This window comes from Methylobacter marinus A45 (assembly GCF_000383855.1).
Classification (GTDB): Bacteria; Pseudomonadota; Gammaproteobacteria; order Methylococcales; family Methylomonadaceae; genus Methylobacter; species Methylobacter marinus.
This window is the reverse complement of record NZ_KB912877.1, coordinates 2,370,764-2,387,998: the sequence shown is the minus strand read 5'-3', so window position 1 is coordinate 2,387,998 and position 17,235 is coordinate 2,370,764. Positions and strand designations below refer to the sequence as shown.

Sequence of the window (17,235 nt, the reverse complement as noted above, 5' to 3'; positions counted from 1 at the left end):
CCATGCCTTAAATGCCGGAACTTGCATCGCCTGCCCTCGCTCTTTATGCCGATACTGACATGTTTCCACCGGAAAGTATCGGAGCGACATTAAAAAACTCATCTTATGCGAATAACGATACGTAATCTGGGCTTGCAGCATTACCAAACGACTTGGCAGGCCATGCAGCAATTCACTCAGGATCGTACCGAAGAGACTGCCGATGAAATATGGATCGTGGAACATTTTCCCGTTTATACATTGGGCTTAAACGGCAAACCCGAGCACCTGCTCAATGCCGGCGACATTCCGGTCATTTATTCCGACCGGGGCGGCCAGATCACCTATCATGGCCCCGGACAACTGGTCGTTTATACTTTATTGGATCTTAAACGGTTGAAAATAGGCGTCAGGCAACTGGTAACGATTCTGGAACAATCCATGATCGGCACTTTGGCCGGCTATGGCATTATCGCACGCGCCCGGATTGACGCGCCCGGCGTATATGTCAATGACAAAAAAATCGGCTCCATCGGCATGCGGATAAAAAAGAACTGCAGCTACCATGGATTAAGCTTCAACAATCAAATGGATCTGAGTCCTTTTGACTCTATCAACACTTGCGGCTATGCTGGACTGGAAGTGACTCAATTGAACGATCTGGGTGTTGCTGTCAATAATTCCGAGCTCGCCATCCCTGTTATTCAGGCTATAACCACGGCTATATACAAATGACTTATCAAGCGCCTTCCCGTTCCACGCCCGAATCGCATCAACGCAATGCCGAAAAACTGGCAAGAATTCCGATTAAAGTCGAACCTGCCCCGAACACTTTGCGCAAGCCCGAATGGATACGCATAAAAATATCCGCCAGCGAGGAAGTCAATCGAATAAAACAATTATTGCGCCAAAACCGGTTGCATACGGTCTGTGAAGAAGCCGCCTGTCCTAATCTCGCCGAATGCTTTCAACACGGTACGGCAACCTTCATGATCATGGGTGATTTATGCACGCGCCGCTGCCCTTTCTGCGATGTCGCCCATGGCAAACCCCTGGCGCTCGACAAAGGCGAGCCCCAGCATCTGGCTCAAGCCATTCAGTCGCTGGCTTTAAAATACGTTGTCATCACCTCGGTCAACCGTGATGATTTAAAAGACGGGGGAGCCGGACACTTTGCCGATTGTATCGAAGCGATTCGGCAATTGATGCCCGATACCAGGATTGAGGTTCTGGTACCGGACTTCCGTGGACGCATGGACAAGGCCGTTGAAATATTGGCAAAACACCCCTGCGATGTCTTCAACCATAACCTGGAAACAATTCCCAGATTATATCAACAGGCACGTCCAGGCGCTGATTATTCCGGCTCCTTGCAACTGCTGCAAAAATACAGTGAGGCCCGCCCCCAAACGCCGATCAAATCAGGACTGATGCTCGGCTTGGGAGAAGAACCGCACGAAGTCCATCAGGTCATGAAAGACTTACTGGCTCACGGCTGTTCCATGCTGACGCTGGGCCAGTACCTGCAACCCAGCAAAGCTCATTTACCGGTTAAAAGCTATATTACTCCGGAACAATTTGAAGAATATGGCGTCATAGCAAGGACGCTAGGGTTTAAACAAGTTGCCAGCGCCCCGTTGGTCAGATCCTCTTACCATGCCGATGCTCAGGCTAAAGCCATTATAAGCGGATCACCTGATTAACCAGCCGGCAAAAACGTAATAGAGAGGCACGAAGAGGGCACGATATATTTCATCCTAAGACGTGAAATTTAAAACCCGATTAATCAATAGTTGCAGGAGAAATTTATGAAAAAATTGGCTCTAGGCATGTTGTTATTAATCTCTTCATCATCTGCATTCGCGGTAGCGCCGGGTGGCCCTAACTGCGGCTGGGGAAATATGCTTTTTGCGGGCAAAACAGGGACTGGCTACCACTTGCTCGGCACGCTTTTTAACAACTCCACCGGCAATAACACCTTTGGCATGTCCAGTGGCACCAATGGTTGCGATACCAGCGGCAGGCTGACATACGGCGGTGAAAATTGGCTTGCTTTTGCCGGCTTACTGACTGAATTTACTGAAGACGTTGCCAAAGGCGAAGGCGAAGCATTAAATGCGGTTGCTGTCATGTTCGGTATAAACGAACAAGACCAGGCCACTTTCGCAGAAATAACCCATGCCAATTTCAACGCGCTTTTTCCGTCTGAAAATGTAACGGCTGAAGAAGTCATGCAAACTCTTGTAAAAATCATGAAAGCTGATAAGCGTTTGGTCAAATATGTGGTTTAGCCAATGGCCTCCCTTTTCCATCATTACGCCGGGAAAGGGGGGCAACATTGATGTTACAAAAAATCATGCGCTCTATGCCGACAGCGTTCCTGATCTTTATCGCATGGATTCATTCTTTAACTGTTAATGCACAAGGCCTCGGTCATTACGAAGCACTTCTTAATGAAACTGAACTGCGAAAGCTGGCATTTCATAAAGAATGGCTAAATTTATTACATTACCGGAAAGATAATTTTCTTAAAAACCGCTACATCAGTTATGTTGATGATCATGATTTTTTTTATGCGAAAAATGGCAAACATGATCCGCTGGCTGAATTAAAAGCCACCCTACAGGCTTTTTATCAAACGACACCTCAAAGTGACCGGCATGCTCTATGCCGCTTTCCCGCCCGTTTTCATTGGTTAAAAAAAAATCTGCGGCTGCCGGAACGCGAGTTCCCGCACATAGTTTGCATCAAGTATCGACAATGGCTTAAAGAAATCGATGCGCACAGCGTCAGCTTGATTTTCGCATCGGCTTATCTTAACAGCCCCTCCTCAATGTTCGGTCATACCTTGTTGCGGCTGGACCGCAAGGAAAACACTGCAAAATCCGACTGGTTATCCTATGCGCTGAACTTCGGCGCGGTGATACAGGAACAGGACAATTCCCTGCTCTATGCATTTAAAGGTTTGGCCGGCGGCTATTCCGGATTATTTCAACTGATGCCGTTCTTTAAAAAGATTCAGGAATACAGCTTTATGGAAAACCGCGATCTGTGGGAATACAAGCTCAGCCTTACATCAGAAGAAACCGAACGCTTGCTGCGCCATTTATGGGAATTGCAGGATATTAACTTTGATTATTATTACATCGGCGAAAATTGTTCTTTTCGCCTATTGGAACTGCTGGAAGTGGCCCGTCCTGGCAACCGATTAACCGATAAATTTCCGTTAACAGCAATCCCTTCGGATATTGTACAGGCTGCCGTAGAACAGGGCTTTGTCGCCTCCGTGCATTATCGTCCATCCCAATTTGTTGAACTGCAACAACAAATCGAGCGCATTCCTGAACCCTATCAGCCTTTGATTTTATCACTGGCCGAAGATATCAGTACGGCCAAATCGGCCGAGTTTCAAGCAATCGATGCGTCCGCACAAAAGCAAATCACAGCCGCAGCCTATCAGCTGGTGCGTTATAAAACGCTAGATCAGGAAAGATCGGCAGAAAATGCCAAGCAACGTTTCAAACTATTACATCTATTAAATACCTACCCCATCGACAAACAGGCAACCCCTCTCAAATATAGCGCCCCCGCATCACCCGATCAAGGCCACCGCTCTCGGTTAGCCGCATTATCCGCCGGTTATTTCGACAGTAAATTTTTTACCGAGTTAACTTATCGACAAAACTATCACGACCTGCTCGATAGACCCGACGGGTATTTCAGCGGCGCTGAAATCAATTTTTTCAATCTGAACTTTCGAATCTATGAAGACAATCGCTTCAGACTTCAGCAGTTGGAATTGCTCAATATCACATCGCTTAGCCCGCGCAATCGCTTTTTCAAGCCGGTTTCCTGGCGCGTGGCAACCGGCGTTAAATATCAAAATTACGAGTTCGATAAATTGTCCGCCTATATCAATGCCGGAGCGGGCGTAACTTATGCCTTATTTAACGACAGCCTGAGCTATGGCTTTATCAACGCCCATTTAGAACACAACGACAATTTTCGCGATATTATTGAACCAGGCGTTGGGGTTGTGCTCGGCCAGCTGTTTTATTCTGCTTTGGGCACCAGCCGGCTTGCCTTTGAGTCTAAGAATTTTCTAGGCGGCTCATTTATTTATCAACTGAGCCTGGATCACAACTTTCCTCTCGATACCAATCAGGCAGTCAGAGTTTCTCTGCAACAAAACTGGAACACGCGGGAAGACTTCAACCAAGCTCAATTATCCTATCGGTACTACTTCTGATGACTATCAAAACATCATTCAGAATCATCAGTCTCATTATTTTTTCCTGCGCGCTATCGGCTTGTTCCGGCTTAATGTTTTACCCGGATACACCATTAGTCAGAACACCTGAGACGCTAGGGCTCGCCTATCAGGATATCGTGCTGGAAGCCGCCGATGGCCTTAAAATACATGGCTGGTTTTTACCCGCGCAAGGCGATTTAAAAGGTAGCGTCTATTTTCTGCACGGCAATGCCGAAAATATCAGTACTCACGTGCAAAATATCGCATGGTTGCCGCAATATGGTTATCAGGTTTTTTTGATCGACTATCGGGGATTCGGACGATCCGACGGTTCTCCCTGTTTGCCAGACGTGTTTTTGGATGTTGAAGCGGGTTTCGACTGGTTGCTTGAGCATGCCGACAATAAACCGGTCTTCTTGGTTGGTCAAAGCATGGGAGCCAGTTTAGGCATTTATTTTGCCGCGACCAATCCTAAAGCCAGACGGAATCTAGCCGGCGTCGTCAGCGACTCGGCATTCAGCAGCTATTTTGAAATCGTCCGCCATGTGGCGGCTTCCAACTGGCTCACCTGGCCTTTTCAATATCCCGCAGCCGCGTTGATGGATTATCCTTACAATCCAGTTGACGTCATTGCCGATATCGCGCCTGTTCCGCTATTGCTGAGCCACGGCCTGAAGGACCCGGTCGTGCCTTTTTCACATGGAAGAGAACTTTACCAAGCGGCAAAGCAGCCTAAGCTCATGGTCTTGTCTGAAACAGGTCATAATGAAACCTTTCGTCTTCAACAAAATCGTATGAATGTATTGGATTTCTTACGACAACATAGTTTGACTCAGCATGCACAACCCCAGTCGGTCGTGAATCCAGAAGCCGGCCCCTGGCAAAAACAGTAGACCATAAAAAAGCCCCGGCTGTTAAAAAACAACCGGGGCCTGCTTAAAGCGACAGGTTTTAAGAGCGCATGATTACATCATGCCGCCCATACCACCCATGCCGCCCATGCCGCCCATGCCGCCCATATCCGGCATGCCATGGCCTTTTTCCTCAACCGGCGCATCAGCAACCATGACTTCTGTAGTAATCATCAGCGCTGCAATGGATGCCGCATTTTGCAATGCAAAACGGGTTACTTTGGCAGGATCCAGAATACCCATGTCGATCATATCGCCGTACTCACCGGTTGCCGCGTTGTAACCATAGTTACCTGTACCTCTAGCGACTTCATTCAGTACTACGGACGATTCGTCACCGGCATTGGCAACGATTTGACGTAATGGCTCTTCCATTGCGCGGCGCAAGATATTGATGCCGACGTCTTGGTCGTGATTGATGCCTTTCAGACCTTCCAGCGCTTTCAGGGCACGGACCAGAGCAGTACCGCCGCCTGCAACCACGCCTTCTTCAACCGCCGCACGGGTTGAATGCAGCGCGTCTTCAACGCGTGCTTTTTTCTCTTTCATTTCCACTTCAGTTGCGGCGCCGACTTTGATAACGGCAACACCGCCGGCTAATTTAGCCAGACGCTCTTGCAGTTTTTCTTTGTCGTAATCCGAAGTTGCTTCTTCAGCTTGTTTGCGGATTTGCGCAATTCGGCCCTTGATGCTTTCTTCAGAACCCGCGCCATCAATAACCGTAGTGTTTTCCTTGCTGACCTGTACTTTTTTGGCCGTGCCTAATAAGTCCAGTTCCGCTTTTTCCAGCGACAGGCCGACTTCTTCGGAAATCACGGTACCGCCGGTCAAAACAGCAATGTCTTCCAGCATGGCTTTACGACGGTCGCCAAAACCTGGTGCTTTAACGGCCGCGACTTTAACGATACCACGGATGGTATTAACAACCAGAGTCGCCAGCGCTTCGCCTTCCACATCTTCAGCGATGATCAATAACGGACGGCCGGATTTAGCAACGCCTTCCAGGATTGGTAACAAGTCGCGGATGTTGGAGATTTTTTTGTCGTACAGCAGGATGAACGGATTTTCCAGCTCAGCGCTCATGCTGTCCTGATTATTGATGAAGTAAGGAGACAGGTAACCGCGATCGAACTGCATACCTTCTACGACATCCAGTTGATTATCCAGGCCTGAGCCTTCTTCAACGGTAATTACACCTTCCTTGCCGACCTTTTCCATTGCTTCGGCAATGATCTGGCCAACAGACTCATCAGAGTTTGCAGAGATAGTGCCGACTTGCGCAATCGCTTTGTTATCTTTGCAAGGTGCCGCTGAAGACACTATGGATTCAACTGCTTTAGTCACTGCCAAATCAATACCGCGTTTTAAATCCATCGGATTCATGCCGGCGGCAACGGCTTTTAAACCTTCATTAACGATAGCTTGCGCCAATACTGTCGCAGTGGTGGTGCCGTCACCGGCTACATCGGAAGTCTTTGAAGCGACTTCCTTAACCATTTGCGCGCCCATGTTTTCGAATTTGTCTTTTAACTCGATTTCTTTCGCAACAGATACGCCGTCTTTGGTAATAGTCGGCGCACCAAAGCTTTTGTCCAGTACCGCATTACGTCCCTTAGGACCTAATGTTACTTTTACTGCATTCGCTAAAATGTTAACGCCTTTTACCATGCGGCTACGTGCGTCATCGCCAAATAATACGTCTTTTGCTGCCATTTTTGTTCCTTATTTAGTGTTAAATTGATTGTGATTAAGTTAAGAACCGGTCTTAACTCAAAACGCCCATGATGTCTTCTTCGCGCATAACGATAAGCTCTTCACCGTCAACTTTAACTTCGTTGCCGGCATATTTGCCAAACAGTACTTTATCGCCGACCTTAACATCCAATGCGCGAACATCGCCGTTATCCAGCACCTTACCGTTACCTACAGCCAAAACCACACCTTGACTGGGTTTTTCCGCCGCGGAACCCGGCAGAACGATACCGCCAGCTGTTGTCGTTTCTTCTTCCACACGTTTAACAATCACTCTATCGTGTAACGGACGTATTTTCATCAATATCTCCTAACAGTTAATTTTAAAGGTTAATCCAGTTGTTAGCACTCTCTGGCAATGAGTGCTAATAATAATCAGCTTTTGCAGTCTGTCAAGTTCTTTGGCATCATCTCCTATCCTCATATGGAAACTACATGACTGATGAATGACAACCAATTACTACGCTATAGCCGCCAAATCATGCTGCCTCAGGTTGATATTGAAGGTCAGCAAAAGCTCCTGGCCGCCAGGATACTGATAGTCGGCGCCGGAGGACTTGGATCTCCCGCGTCGATCTATCTAGCCGCTGCCGGTGTCGGTAGCATTACGATTTATGATGATGATGAAGTGGACTTATCCAATTTACAAAGACAGATTGCTCATCACACCAACGATATAGGGATAGACAAAGTAATTTCAACCCGACATACACTTAAAAATCTCAATCCGGAAGTAAACGTACAGCCGGTTAAACAGCGTTTGGCGGGGGAACAGCTTGAAACAGCCGTGGCTTCGGCCGACGTGGTGCTGGATTGCTGTGATAATTTCCCGACACGTTTTGCTATTAACAGCGCCTGTGTCAAGCATCGAACACCACTGGTTTCAGGCGCGGCCATACGCTTTGAAGGCCAGGTATCCGTCTTTACGCCGGGCAAGGCCAACAGCCCTTGCTACAACTGTTTATATAACAACGATGGAGAGGAGCAACAAAACTGCGCAACCAATGGCGTAATAGCGCCTATTACAGGCATTATCGGCAGTATTCAGGCGCTGGAGGCCATGAAACTGATTATGAATATCGGGGAAACCCTGACCGGCCGGTTACTGTTGCTCGATGGCTACACGATGGAATGCAATACCATGAAACTGCGAAAAAACCCTAACTGCCCGACCTGCGGCAACTGCTGAAATTATTGCCGGACAAGACGAACTTTCCAGATGAATCGAGTCACCTGGAAAGTTCGATAATGTTTTACTTTTTGCTGACCAAGCCTTTGAATAAACTGATGGCTTTTTCCGCAAAATCATTTACTAAAGACGGACTGTCGCCATGCGGTTCAATTTCGCCAAAAGGTTTGGCATTTTTCTGCGAGAACTTATAAATAAAATAACCCAATGGCGCAAACGAAAACGCCGCAAGAACAACCATGCCCAAAAAAAGCACAATAACTCCGCTCATAACACCTCCTCATGATTTTATCAATATCTATTATTATTTTTAGGTGAAATTGGATAATACTCTTTAATATAGAAAAAAAACATCCGGAACAAATTATTGATAGAAAATAAAAGGAAATGCACGGCCCAGCCACCGAATGACGCCCTAATTCTATATATGGACGAAGGCTGCCCGCCAAAAGTTGCGTAAAAAAACTGTTCATCGTATACTTCGGAGCAGCTTACTTGATCAAGCTAGCCTATAACATAAAAACTTCTGGAGGTTATTACGATGAAATGGGAAACACCAAGTTACACAGACCTGCGTTTCGGTTTCGAAGTAACAATGTATATCTATAACCGTTAATCCATTCGGTTCAGATTAAAAAAGGGGCTCCGAATGGGCCCCTTTTTTTGCCTGCTTGCTTTTATTCCCGTATTATTCCAGTATTTAAATCTCAAAAAAACCTTCCAAATTATGAAAATCCGAGTTCTAGGTTCAGGTGCTGGTGGCGGTTTTCCTCAATGGAATTGCAATTGCCATAATTGCCATCGCCTACGTCACAATGAAATGAACGGCAAAGCCCGTACCCAGTCATCCATTGCCGTCAGTACCGATAACAGAAACTGGCTGCTTTTCAATACGTCGCCCGATATTCGCGCGCAACTGGAAGCCTTCCCGGCTATCCAGCCCAAGGAAGGTATTCGAGACACCGGCATTAAAGCCATTGTGCTGATCGACAGCCAGATCGATCATACCACCGGCCTGCTCATGCTCAGGGAAGGCAAGCCGCTAGAGGTCTATTGCACCGATATGGTCAAACAAGACCTGACGACTGGCTTTCCCTTGTTCAACATGCTTGAAGACTATTGCACCGTCAACCATCATCCGATCCCCGTTGATGGCAGCAGTTTTACCATACCTGGTATTGATGATTTGCGCTTTTATAGCCAAGCCTTAAAAAGCAAGGCGCCACCGTATTCGCCGCATCGGCATGATCCACACGAGGGCGACAATATCGGCGTCATTATCGAGCAGATTTCCACCGGCAAGAAAGTATTCTATTCCCCGGGTTTAGGCGAGATTGAACCGCATGTCATGACGGCCATGCAGGCTGTGGACTGTTTGATGGTCGATGGCACCTTCTGGACCGATGACGAAATGTGCACGCAACACATCAGCCCTAAAAAAGCCCGCGAAATCGGCCACTTACCGCAATCCGGCCCAGGCGGTATGATAGAAGTATTAAACGGCGTCGAAAAAGCACGCAAAATATTGATCCACATCAACAACACCAATCCGATACTGGACGAAGATTCCGAACAACGCAAGATACTCGATGCGGCCGGCATTGAAGTCTCTTACGACGGATTGGAAATTGATTTATAGAAGGTGCATTATGAGTTGCTCTGACAACCAAGCGTGGACTAGAGAAGAGTTTGAAGCCCAACTGCGGGGCATGGAAAAGTATTACCATATTCATCACCCTTACCATACGCTGATGAATGAGGGCAAACTCATCAAAGAACAATTGCAGGGCTGGGTCGCTAACCGTTTTTACTATCAGGTCAGCATCCCCATTAAAGATGCCAATATTTTAGCCAACTGTCCGGACCGCGAAACGCGCGCGCTCTGGGTCCAGCGCATCCTGGATCATGACGGCCACCCCGGCGATCCCGGCGGTATCGAGGCATGGATACAACTGGGCATGGCGGTTGGCTTGACGCGCGAAGAAATCACTTCGCAAAAATACGTCTTGCCGGGTGTTCGATTTGCCGTTGACGCTTATGTAAACTTCGCGCGCCGGACCGAATGGCATGAAGCGGCCAGTTCATCATTGACCGAACTGTTCGCACCGAAAATTCATCAGCAACGCCTCGATAACTGGCCCGAGCATTACCCATGGGTAGACCAGGAAGGCTATATCTATTTCCGCAAACGCCTGACGGAAGCGCGGCGTGATGTCGAGCACGGTTTGTCGATTACGCTGGACTGGTATAAAACCCGCGAACAACAAGAGCGCATGATTCAAATCCTGAAATTTAAACTGGATGTGCTCTGGACCATGGCCGATGCAATGTATATGGCTTATATTCATAATATGCCACCGTACTTCAATATTAAATAAGCAAGGAACGGTCACGGTTATTTCACCACGGATTTCACACAGAACTGTATTCAATATTGAGAATGCAGTTCTCTCCGTGATTTTCATTTTCAGGCTGATACCCTTTTTTTCCCGTTATCAGCCACTACCGAACAAGCAAAATGGCTATCAATCCTGATCTACCCTTCAAGTTCTCACCGATGCACCGACTGCAGTGGGAAGAGGCTCAGCAGAAAGACGTTATTCTCTATCCGGAAGGCATGGTGGAGCTCAACCAAAGTTCCGCGGAAATCCTGAAATTGTGCGACGGAACGCGCAATATTGCCCAAATCGTCAATGACCTGGAACATAAATTCGCCACCACGGGTCTTACAAACGATATTACCTCTTTTCTGGAAGTCGCTTTAAAAAATGGCTGGATTCAACAAAACTAAACCCACACCGCCCCGTTGGTTGCTGGCGGAACTCAGTTATGCCTGCCCACTGCAATGCCCCTACTGCTCTAACCCGATCGATTATGCGCAACACCAATCCGAATTAACGACGGAAGACTGGAAACGCGTGCTGACACAGGCCCGCAAAATGGGTGCGGTACAACTCGGTTTTTCCGGCGGCGAACCGTTAACGCGCAAAGATCTGCCCGAACTGGTTAAACATGCACGGGACCTGGGCTATTATTCCAACCTGATTACCTCAGGTTACGGATTGACCGAAGAAAAAATCATCCAACTTAAGGAGGCGGGACTCGATCATATTCAGGTCAGCATTCAGGCCAGTACACAGGAATTGAGCGATCATCTGGCCGGTACGGAATCCTACCAGCATAAGAAAGAAGTCGCGCACCTGGTCAAGAAACACGGCTACCCGATGGTGTTGTGCGTGGTCATACACCGCGAAAACATCCACCAGATGCCGCAAATACTGGAGATGGCCGAAGAACTCGGCGCCGATTACCTGGAACTGGCCAATACGCAATATTACGGTTGGGCGCATGTCAACCGAGACCTATTGCTGCCCACTAAAGAACAGTTCAAACAGGCAGAAGAAATCGCCCAGGCTTTTAAAGAAAAAGTCGCCGGACGGATGAAAATTTATTATGTGGTGCCGGATTTCTATGAAGACCGGCCCAAAGCCTGCATGAACGGCTGGGGCACGACATTCCTGACTATCGCCCCGGACGGTGTCGCGTTGCCTTGCCATTCCGCGCGCGAATTGCCTGGTCTCGACTGTCCCAACGTCAAGGACTACAGCATCGAACAGATCTGGAACGAGTCGAAAGCGTTCAATTTTTTCCGCGGCTTTGAATGGATGAAAGAACCCTGCCGCAGTTGCGATGAGAAAGAAAAAGACTTCGGCGGCTGCCGCTGCCAAGCCTATCTGTTAACCGGCGACATGTATAATGCCGATCCGGTCTGCAGCAAATCGCCGGATCATGCCACCATTCAACAGGCGATAGATTCAGCCAGAGCCAGCACTTTATCCGCTGATGAAAAACCGCTGATTTTCCGCAACAGCAAAAACTCGCGCACGCTGTCTTAAAAAACAGCCTGTTGTAGGGCCGAATTCGCCTAGAGCGCCTACTGTCTGTATTCGGCCCAAACCAAGCCTACCGGCCTGCATTAAACCTACAGCCCCTGCCAGGGTTCATACAACCCCTCCACATTGACACCGAACATATCCAGGACCCTTCCTACGGCCTCATCAACCATTGCCGCCATCGAATCCGTTTTACTGTAAAAAGCCGGCATCGGCGGAAAGATAATACCGCCCATTTCGGTCACAATAGCCATATTGCGGATATGGACCAGATTCAGCGGCGTTTCCCTGGGCATCACTATAAGGCGGCGCCGCTCCTTTAAAACGACGTCGGCGCCACGTGAGATCAGATTATCGCCAAAACCATGCGCAACCGCAGCCAGTGTTTTCATCGAGCAGGGCGCGATAATCATGCCTTCTGTTTTGAAGCCGCCGCTGGCAATACTGGCGGCAATATCATCGATGCCATGTGTCACATCGGCTAGCTCATACAGTTCCGATCGCCCCATATCCAGCTCATGTTTCAGATTCACAAGACCGGCCGATGAAACCACCAGATGCGTTTCCCAATCGTCCTGCCGCTGTAACACCTGCAACATTCTTACGCCATAGATCGCACCGGTAGCGCCGGTCATGGCGATGATCAAACGTTTTTTATTCATGTTTATACCAGAGTGAGTAAAAGCCAATCTACGCGTTAAAAATCCGCTTCTCAGCAAATTTATCGGTCGCCGAAACCAGCGCATCAATCATTTCTTCGCCCTGGGCGACGTGTCCGGCATTGGGCAAGATGATATATTCAGCCCCGGGCAGCGCCTGGCGCAGTTTCATGGCGGCCTCCATGGGGCACACCAGGTCATTGCGGCCGTGAATGATAACAGTCGGAATCGAGCGCAGCCTGTCGCAGTTTTCCAGAATCTGGTTCTCTCGGATAAAATAATGATTGTGGGCGTAATGCATCTCCATGCCCACCTGTTTGACTATTTTTTCCGTGACATGACCGGCTTCCGGGCCGGGTTGATAATCGCCGCCCAATGCCACTTGCCCTCCCCAGGCCATCCATTCCCTGGCGACACGGCGTTTTGCCACCTCATCATCACCATCCCATAACGCATCGCATATGCCTTGCACTGGATTTGCACGCCCTGATTCGGGAATACTTTCCAGCAATCGCTGCCATTGTTCCGGATAAATCAGCCCCGCGCCAGCCTTGGCAAACCAGTCCAGATCCTGTTGCCTTGCCAAAAACACGCCACGGATTATCATGCCTATCACTTTATCACCATGCTGCTGGGCATATAATAATGCCAGCGCACCGCCCCATGAACCGCCGAACAGCAACCATCGATCGATGTTGAGCAGCTTTCGAATGCGCTCCATGTCATCGATCAAGTCCTGCGTGGTATTTTTTTCCAACGCCCCAAAAGGTAAAGACTGGCCGCAACCGCGCTGATCAAACAGGATAATGCGGTATTTTTCAGGATTGAAAAAGCGCCGATGCCCCGGCTTGGTGCCGGAGCACGGTCCGCCATGCAGAAAAATCACCGGTATGCCGTCCGGATTGCCGGATTGCTCCACATACACGGCATGCTGGCTGCCGGTTTCCAGGAAAAAGGTTTGATAAGGCAGAATTTCAGGATAAAGGGTTTTCATGGCTGATAGCATTAAATTTGATTGGCTTCATAGGCGAGCGCAGAAACCGGAAAAAATACTATTTTACCTTGAGCCTTTTACCTTGCGGTTATTTTTTCTTCGCGCATAAAAAAAAGGGAAGGAGCTAATCCCCTTCCCTTTATACCCTTTTTGGGTATTTGGTCGGATTTTTTTCTGAGTATTGAACTTAGAATCTGAAACCGACAGAACCGCCCAGCGTGAAGCCGTCGGTATCGACGCCGTCAACATCGTCAAAAGTATGATGATAACGGCCATCCGCGCCGATAACGATACCTTTCAGCAGTTCGTATTCAGCACCGGCGCCGAACTGCATACCGGTGTTTAATACTGTAATAGCATCAGATGGCGGACTGATGATGTTCATGTCCAAGCCGACTGGAATCAGCCACGGTCTGAATTTGCTGCCGTGCATGAATTTGATTTTTGGCGCAGCACTGAGCCTTAATTGATTCACAGTTACGGTTTGTTGCACACCCGTTAAGTCAGCACCTGCCGCCGCTCCTGCCACAATCTCAAGACCATTACGCTTTCTGTCAGTGATTTCAGCATATTCAACACCTAACTCAAGATTAAAAGACGTATGATCCATTAAGCCAAACAGATCGTTGTTGATATTGAAATCGATCGCACCGCCATAGTAGAAAGCGTCTTGATCAGTTTCGCTAGTCAGTAAGTCTTCACCAAACCCGGTACCCAGCACAGTACGGGTAGAACCACGGTTATCGTTAAAATGCATCCAGCCGCCACGAACCGAGAAAGTATGGTCTTTAGCTTCAGCTTTAACCGGTTCGGATTTAACAGAATTCATCCATTGATCCAGTTCCTGAACTTTTTCAGCGTCTGCGGCAGGACGAGCGGCTTCGGCTTTGACGCGATTCAGTTCAGCCTGCATGGACTGCATCATTTGCGACATTTGCTGCATTTGAGCTTCCAGGGCTTCAGCTCTGCTGTTGGCAGCCTCGGCAACACGCTCTGCCTTGGAATGAGCGACTGCTTGTGGAGAAATCAAGGCACCCGCCATCGTTAAAGTTGCCGAGGCGATACCCAGCGCTAATTTAGTTTTTGTAAATGTCATTGCTTCCCCCTCATGAGGTTGTTATTTTTTATAAAATTTGCCTTATTACAACAAAGCTTTTTTCACGGCCTAAATATAGCAGCAAAACTGATTCCCTACAAGTTTTAACCCTATTTTAAAAAAAATTAAAAACTTTTAATTATCAATGAGTAAGAAAAAAACTTTCGTTTTAATTATACTTTTGTATAAAAAAAACAACAATTTTGTCGCAATTTATCATCACGCGACCAAATAAATCTCCGGTCGTGCCGCGCAACCTTTTGAGTGAGTTATAATGCCAATATTTTCCACTAACGGCTATTCGCTTCTTTAAACATTTATGAGCAAAATTCCGGATATCACTATCATTGGCGGCGGCATTATCGGCCTCTTGACTGCCCGCGAGTTTTTACAGGCCGGCGCCACGGTGACGGTTATCGAAAAAAACCAGATTGGCCAGGAATCATCCTGGGCAGGCGGTGGTATTTTGCTGCCGCTTTACCCCTGGCGTCAACCGGATGCGATTACGCGCCTGGTCATTCACAGTTTGACATTATATCCGCTGCTAGCCACGCAACTAAAAGCCGAAACCGGAATAGATCCGGAATGGAATCCCTGCGGACTACTGATAGCGAAGAACCCTGACTTGGCCGCCGCCATCGACTGGTGCAACTGTAACAATGTCCGCTTTGAACCGGCTGGTGCCGAGTTTTTCAGTCGTATCAACGCAGAACCCGACAACCCGCTCTGGTTACCCGACATCGCTCAGGCCCGTAACCCTCGCTTAGTCAAATCATTAAAACAGGATTTGATCAATAAAAGCGCCAACTTGGTTGAACAGTGCGTGCCAAAAGGCATTACGCTGGAACGAGACCGCATCACCGCCGTCACCACCAGCTCCGGTCGGTTCTCCGTCAATCAACTGATAATTTGCGCTGGCGCCTGGACCGGCCAATTGTTTCAAGAACTTTTTCCGACCATTGGCAATGCGCCGAAAGTCGTGCCCGTTAAAGGCCAAATGCTGCTGTTTGAAGCCGAACGGGATACATTGCCTTATATGGTACTGGATGAAGACCAATATCTGATCCCTCGCCTGGATGGAAAAATTCTGGCGGGCAGCACCGTGGAACAGGATGATTTCAACAAAATCACATCGAAAGAAGCAAGAAACAGACTGGAAAGTTTCGCATTAAAACTACTGCCTGCGCTTAACCATTATCCGCTGACACATCATTGGGCGGGATTAAGACCAGGCACTGAACAAGGCGTGCCGTATATCGATAAACATCCAGAAATCAGCAATTTAAGTATCAATGCTGGCCATTTCAGAAACGGCTTGGCAATGGGACCGGCATCCGCGCAACTGATGGTCGATCTTATCCTGGGCCGCCCTGAAGCTGTGGCGCCGGAACCTTACAAACTATCGAGCCTGCATTAGTACCCGAGCACCCGCAAATCGTATATACGGATTTCTTGATCTTCATTTTTTTACCCAGAACACTCGCCGCCATGAATCTTTATCCCTTGCTCCGCCCGCTGCTATTCTCGCTTGACCCCGAAACCGCTCACGAAGTCACGCTGAAACTATTGAATATGGCGCATGCCTCCGGTTTATCAAAACTGATCTACCCTGCCATCGAAAACAAGCCTACGATTGTCATGGGGCTGGAATTCAAGAACCCTGTCGGCCTTGCGGCAGGGCTGGATAAGAACGGCGATTACCTGGACAGCTTGGCTGCCCTGGGCTTCGGCTTTGTGGAAATAGGCACGGTAACGCCGAGACCGCAGCCCGGCAACCCGAAGCCGCGGCTGTTCAGACTGCCCGAATATCAGGCCATCATCAACCGCATGGGCTTTAATAATCAAGGTTTGGATCATTTGCTGGCTCAGGTAAAACAAAGTCGTTACAACGGCATCCTGGGCATTAATATCGGCAAGAATTTCGATACGCCGATCGAAAGCGCCGTCGATGATTATCTGATCGGCTTGCGCAAAGTCTATGCCGCTGCCAGTTATATCACCATTAATATTTCGTCTCCGAATACGAAGAATCTGCGCCAACTACAGCAAGGCGATGAAATCAAGCGCCTTATTTCCGCGTTAAAAGAGGAACAACTCAAGCTACAGCAAGGATATGGAAAATATACGCCTTTAGTGCTGAAAATCGCACCGGACCTGACGATTGATGAAATCAACCATATTGCCCGGCTGTTGCTGGAATTTGAAATCGACGGCGTTATCGCTACCAATACCACAATTGCGCGCGACATGATTGCAGACCATCCGCTGGCGCATGAAACGGGCGGTTTAAGCGGCGCTCCGGTAAAAGCCAAATCCACGGCGGTTGTGCGCGGCCTGGCCAGTGAATTGAACGGACGTTGCCCGATTATCGCGGCCGGCGGCATCTTGAGTGCGGCCGACGCCCGTGAAAAACTGACCGCAGGCGCGAGTCTGGTGCAGATATACAGCGGCCTTATTTATAGAGGGCCGCAGTTAATAGAAGATATTGTCAAACACTTATAATCAATAAA

General features: G+C 48.4%; 19 protein-coding genes. 13 read left to right on the top strand and 6 right to left on the bottom strand.

Features of this window, described 5'->3' with window-relative positions:
• Positions 1-105 precede the first annotated feature (105 nt).
• From lipB to METMA_RS0111070, 5 genes are all read left to right on the top strand, one after another.
• Positions 106-714 (top strand): lipoyl(octanoyl) transferase LipB, encoded by a 609-nt coding sequence (gene lipB, locus METMA_RS0111090; protein WP_020159166.1) that lies wholly within the window; start codon positions 106-108, stop codon positions 712-714.
• On the top strand, positions 711-1,682 hold the full coding sequence (lipA, locus tag METMA_RS0111085; protein ID WP_020159165.1) for a lipoyl synthase: 972 nt from the start codon (positions 711-713) through the stop codon (positions 1,680-1,682). The genes lipB and lipA overlap by 4 nt, the downstream gene beginning before the upstream one ends.
• 105 nt (positions 1,683-1,787) lie before the next feature.
• The gene (locus tag METMA_RS0111080) at positions 1,788-2,270 is read left to right on the top strand and encodes a DUF3015 domain-containing protein (RefSeq protein ID WP_027147240.1); all 483 of its coding nucleotides are present in this window, start codon (positions 1,788-1,790) and stop codon (positions 2,268-2,270) included.
• A 50-nt stretch (positions 2,271-2,320) separates the two neighbouring features.
• A complete protein-coding gene (locus tag METMA_RS24455; RefSeq protein ID WP_020159163.1) occupies positions 2,321-4,228 on the top strand; it encodes an Lnb N-terminal periplasmic domain-containing protein in 1,908 nt (635 codons plus the stop codon).
• Positions 4,229-4,368: 140 nt separating this feature from the next.
• Complete coding sequence (locus tag METMA_RS0111070; protein WP_232216344.1) at positions 4,369-5,124, top strand: alpha/beta hydrolase; 756 nt, start codon at positions 4,369-4,371, stop codon at positions 5,122-5,124.
• Between the two features lie 72 nt (positions 5,125-5,196).
• Here the strand turns inward: METMA_RS0111070 and groL are convergent, their stop codons facing one another.
• Both groL and groES read right to left on the bottom strand, forming a co-directional pair.
• Positions 5,197-6,855: a chaperonin GroEL gene (gene groL / locus METMA_RS0111065; RefSeq protein ID WP_020159161.1), complete on the bottom strand. Its 1,659-nt coding sequence runs from the start codon at positions 6,853-6,855 to the stop codon at positions 5,197-5,199.
• Between the two features lie 52 nt (positions 6,856-6,907).
• Entirely contained in the window at positions 6,908-7,195 is a 288-nt protein-coding gene (groES, locus tag METMA_RS0111060) for a co-chaperone GroES (protein WP_020159160.1), read from the bottom strand.
• Positions 7,196-7,336: 141 nt separating this feature from the next.
• On the opposite strand from groES, the gene METMA_RS0111055 reads away from it, so the two are divergent.
• Positions 7,337-8,083 carry a HesA/MoeB/ThiF family protein gene (locus METMA_RS0111055; protein WP_020159159.1) on the top strand — a complete coding sequence of 249 codons (747 nt, stop codon included), beginning with the start codon at positions 7,337-7,339 and terminating at the stop codon, positions 8,081-8,083.
• Between the two features lie 64 nt (positions 8,084-8,147).
• Here the strand turns inward: METMA_RS0111055 and METMA_RS0111050 are convergent, their stop codons facing one another.
• Positions 8,148-8,354 (bottom strand): hypothetical protein, encoded by a 207-nt coding sequence (locus METMA_RS0111050; RefSeq protein ID WP_020159158.1) that lies wholly within the window; start codon positions 8,352-8,354, stop codon positions 8,148-8,150.
• Between the two features lie 270 nt (positions 8,355-8,624).
• Here METMA_RS0111050 and pqqA point away from each other — a divergent pair, with 270 nt between their 5' ends.
• The 5 genes from pqqA to pqqE all read left to right on the top strand — a co-directional run bounded on the left by pqqA (position 8,625) and on the right by pqqE (position 11,979).
• Positions 8,625-8,699 carry a pyrroloquinoline quinone precursor peptide PqqA gene (gene pqqA, locus METMA_RS26420; protein WP_006892363.1) on the top strand — a complete coding sequence of 25 codons (75 nt, stop codon included), beginning with the start codon at positions 8,625-8,627 and terminating at the stop codon, positions 8,697-8,699.
• A 111-nt stretch (positions 8,700-8,810) separates the two neighbouring features.
• Entirely contained in the window at positions 8,811-9,722 is a 912-nt protein-coding gene (pqqB, locus tag METMA_RS0111045; RefSeq protein ID WP_027147239.1) for a pyrroloquinoline quinone biosynthesis protein PqqB, read from the top strand.
• Between the two features lie 10 nt (positions 9,723-9,732).
• Complete coding sequence (gene pqqC, locus METMA_RS0111040) at positions 9,733-10,461, top strand: pyrroloquinoline-quinone synthase PqqC (RefSeq protein ID WP_027147238.1); 729 nt, start codon at positions 9,733-9,735, stop codon at positions 10,459-10,461.
• A 140-nt stretch (positions 10,462-10,601) separates the two neighbouring features.
• The gene (gene pqqD, locus METMA_RS0111035; protein ID WP_027147237.1) at positions 10,602-10,874 is read left to right on the top strand and encodes a pyrroloquinoline quinone biosynthesis peptide chaperone PqqD; all 273 of its coding nucleotides are present in this window, start codon (positions 10,602-10,604) and stop codon (positions 10,872-10,874) included.
• Positions 10,852-11,979, top strand: coding sequence for a pyrroloquinoline quinone biosynthesis protein PqqE (gene pqqE / locus METMA_RS0111030; protein WP_027147236.1), 1,128 nt, complete (start codon positions 10,852-10,854; stop codon positions 11,977-11,979). The genes pqqD and pqqE overlap by 23 nt, the downstream gene beginning before the upstream one ends.
• An 86-nt stretch (positions 11,980-12,065) precedes the next feature.
• Here pqqE and METMA_RS0111025 read toward each other — a convergent pair whose 3' ends face one another.
• The 3 genes from METMA_RS0111025 to METMA_RS0111015 form a co-directional block, all read right to left on the bottom strand.
• Entirely contained in the window at positions 12,066-12,638 is a 573-nt protein-coding gene (locus METMA_RS0111025; protein WP_020159153.1) for a UbiX family flavin prenyltransferase, read from the bottom strand.
• 28 nt (positions 12,639-12,666) lie between these two features.
• A complete protein-coding gene (gene pip / locus METMA_RS0111020) occupies positions 12,667-13,629 on the bottom strand; it encodes a prolyl aminopeptidase (RefSeq protein ID WP_020159152.1) in 963 nt (320 codons plus the stop codon).
• Positions 13,630-13,816: 187 nt separating this feature from the next.
• The gene (locus tag METMA_RS0111015; protein WP_020159151.1) at positions 13,817-14,725 is read right to left on the bottom strand and encodes a porin family protein; all 909 of its coding nucleotides are present in this window, start codon (positions 14,723-14,725) and stop codon (positions 13,817-13,819) included.
• A 319-nt stretch (positions 14,726-15,044) separates the two neighbouring features.
• On the opposite strand from METMA_RS0111015, the gene thiO reads away from it, so the two are divergent.
• Positions 15,045-16,142 (top strand): glycine oxidase ThiO, encoded by a 1,098-nt coding sequence (thiO, locus tag METMA_RS0111010; RefSeq protein WP_020159150.1) that lies wholly within the window; start codon positions 15,045-15,047, stop codon positions 16,140-16,142.
• A 71-nt stretch (positions 16,143-16,213) separates the two neighbouring features.
• Positions 16,214-17,227, top strand: coding sequence for a quinone-dependent dihydroorotate dehydrogenase (locus METMA_RS0111005; RefSeq protein WP_027147235.1), 1,014 nt, complete (start codon positions 16,214-16,216; stop codon positions 17,225-17,227).
• Positions 17,228-17,235: the final 8 nt, after the last annotated feature.